The sequence below is a fragment of the Pseudoalteromonas sp. BSi20652 genome (assembly GCF_000239855.1).
In the GTDB taxonomy this organism is placed as follows: Bacteria; Pseudomonadota; Gammaproteobacteria; order Enterobacterales; family Alteromonadaceae; genus Pseudoalteromonas.
Map to the genome: position 1 here is coordinate 1 of NZ_BADT01000251.1, position 2,859 is coordinate 2,859.

Consider the following 2,859-nt stretch of genomic DNA (forward strand, 5'->3'; position numbering starts at 1 on the left):
TTAACTCGACAGTGAGTCGCAATATCAAAGGGGGTTAGTTGATAGTTATTGCCTTTGATCATATTTAAAACTAAACGTTCAAAACGTTCATCTTGAATCGCCTCTAATGCTTTAGAAGCACGCTGGAATAAATACCATCCGAGCCCACCTAATAAACATGCAAGCGGTAAAAACAATAAACGGCTAAACGTTAACAGCACAAGTAATGCTGCTATCCCCATCAACATATAAGATAAAGACTGCATTTTTTTATGCTTATCTACTGCCGTTTTATTCTCTTCTTCAAAAGCTGCAATTTCTTGCTCTAATGAAATGGATGATAATGGTGCTTGAGGAGGGACATAACGTAATTTAGGGGGTGAAAATTGATAACGCTCTCCGATTTTCTCTAAACCAGTTGAAAAACCTTGCCCAACAGCTCGAATTGACCAACCTTTGTGATGACGATAAAAGTTTAACAACACCATCGTATTATAATTTTTATCAGTCGTTTCGCAGACATATTTTGCCATTTTCTGTTCAGTGTAGGTATTGCTCAAGCTCAACTCAATAAAGTCAGCACTATTAATACGCTTACTGCTAGCTCGTCTGGTCACTAAAATTTGAATTTTAGTGACGTCTGATGGCAAGAGGTCAATATTAATCGAAATCTCCGAATCATCGAGTTTAACCCCCTCTCCACGTAATATTGTATTTTCGTTATATAAAAAATCTTTAATATTATTGACTTTATTATCGCAATTGATGGCGACCACATTTAATGCTAAATCATCAATTTTAGGCACGACATTAAGTTTACAGGTGATCGCAGAGCAGTGATTAAAGTGCTCGCTTAGTGATAAGTTCTGACCTTTTTTTAATTCAAAATTATCAATAAAACTATTATTTAATGGATGAGTCACCGTTTCTACTTCACTTTCTTCATGCTGAGGCATTGATGCAGCTTTTGAGTCTCCAGACGCAGCCGACTTAATAAAATGGATCCCTAACTGGGTTAAAGTCGTTAAATAACTGGTCTTCAAAGGTAAACTTTTATAGCCTAACTTCCACATGTTGTTATGTTTATAAAACTCAAAAAGCAACACACCTTTATGTGTCTCATTAAACGCTTGCACATCCATTTTGGCTAATCGCCCGAGGGATAAATCGTTAACTCTAATTTGAAAATGGCTCATCTGTTTTAAAGAATAATGACTGTTTTCAGGTAAAAAACCATAAAAAGCAATTCTATCAACCTTTGAAGCAAGTTGTGGAAACTGAATGGTAAAATGTCGTCCAGAATTATCTTGATTTACGGCATCAGGCTGTGTCCACTTTTTGGGATCAACAGGGGACTCTGCAAGCACAGCACCATTAGAGAAAGCGACGGCATGAATCGCCAAATTCAAGTCACTTTTCAAGCTACGCCATGCAAAATCAACTTCAACACAACCAATCTTTTCAATTAAGATGTTTTGACCAACCACTAATGCCATAAATCACTTCTTTCAATAAATAAATGAAACTCACACCCACTTGGCAGCTATTTGTTATTAACCTAAGTAGATGACAGATTTAATAAAATCAATACTAATTATTTGAATGTTTAACGCTTATAAACACTTAACTATTTATCGCGACTACTGCACTATTGCTAACACAAAACTCACGACTGGAGACAGACCCCTTACCAATAAAACAACTTCTAATATTTTAATAGTAATGGGGGTAAAAAATAATTTTTAAATGCTTAATTCTCGCCAAGTGGCAATAATAGTGACACCATCCTATTTTTTGCTTACGCAAGAATACATACAGGGTGAAAAGCTAAGTAAAGCTGAACTTATCTTTTTTAATTAAACAGTAAAACAATACCGCGCGCCTATCAAGTATTAGCTGGTTTATGCGGTTGTTAAATGAAAACATTGCTCGCAGAGCAAATAAAGAAGATAACTGCACTGGCCGTTTTTATTCGCTGCCATCCATGGCGCTCAACCTTCGGGTCGCCTAAGGCGCTCAAAGTTGTTCCATACAACTTTGTTGGAGGGACGATTTACGTCTCAAGCATTATTAGATGAAGCAGCCCTTGCGGCCTGCATGGCATATTTCGATTTAAACCCCATTAGAGCCAAAATGGCTAACACCCCAGAAGAGTCAGACCATACCAGCATCAAACAGCGTTTAACGTATGCAAAGGATGGCAAGCAACCAAAACAACTACTGCGTTTTGCAGGCATGCCACGTCAAATTATGCCAAAAGGGCTGCCGTTTGAGCTTAAATCGTACCTTGAACTTGTTGAGCTAAAAGGGCGCTGTATACGAGAAGACAAACGCGGTTATATTGAAAGTACACACTTACCCTTACTCGAAAGAGTTAATATCTCCCCAGAAAACTGGTTAAAGCTCACCACACAATTTACGCGTGTATTTCATGGTGCAGTCGGCAGGCTAGCCTCACAAGAAGGTTATTGTGAAAACTTAAACCGAAAGCGGCGAGCGAATATCAGTAACTGCGAAAAGCTACTGGCATAAAACTTAAACTACTCAGTAAAACTATTCAGTAATAAATCACAACTGCATTATGCAGTCATTTTCATGCGTGTAATTTAGGTTTAACAGTGATAATTGCTTATTTAATGTGTAACGCGCGAGTAAAGATATAAAAAGAGGTGAACTCTTAGCCCAAAAAAGTAAATTTAGTGGCGCTAGATTAGTTTACAATTGGAGTGGCTGTCTAATTTAATGGCTGTCTAATTTAATGAATGCGCAATGGCAACTGTATTGTCTTTTTCATAATATAGAAAAGCTGCAAAACACGATGGATTAAGAAGGGTAAGCCCTTTTACCCTAAATAAAAGCCACTCAAGTACCCTTAATCCC

Annotated in this window: 1 protein-coding gene and 1 pseudogene; one reads left to right on the forward strand and one right to left on the reverse strand. The window is 37.4% G+C overall.

Features of this window, described 5'->3' with window-relative positions:
• Positions 1–1,475: TerD family protein (locus P20652_RS19325; protein WP_033018248.1), on the reverse strand; the 1,475-nt coding region annotated here is incomplete at its 3' end.
• A gap of 298 nt (positions 1,476–1,773) precedes the next feature.
• Between P20652_RS19325 and P20652_RS21225 the strand changes: the two are divergent.
• Positions 1,774–2,511: pseudogene (locus P20652_RS21225) on the forward strand (transposase); the annotation flags it as partial.
• Positions 2,512–2,859 lie beyond the last annotated feature (348 nt).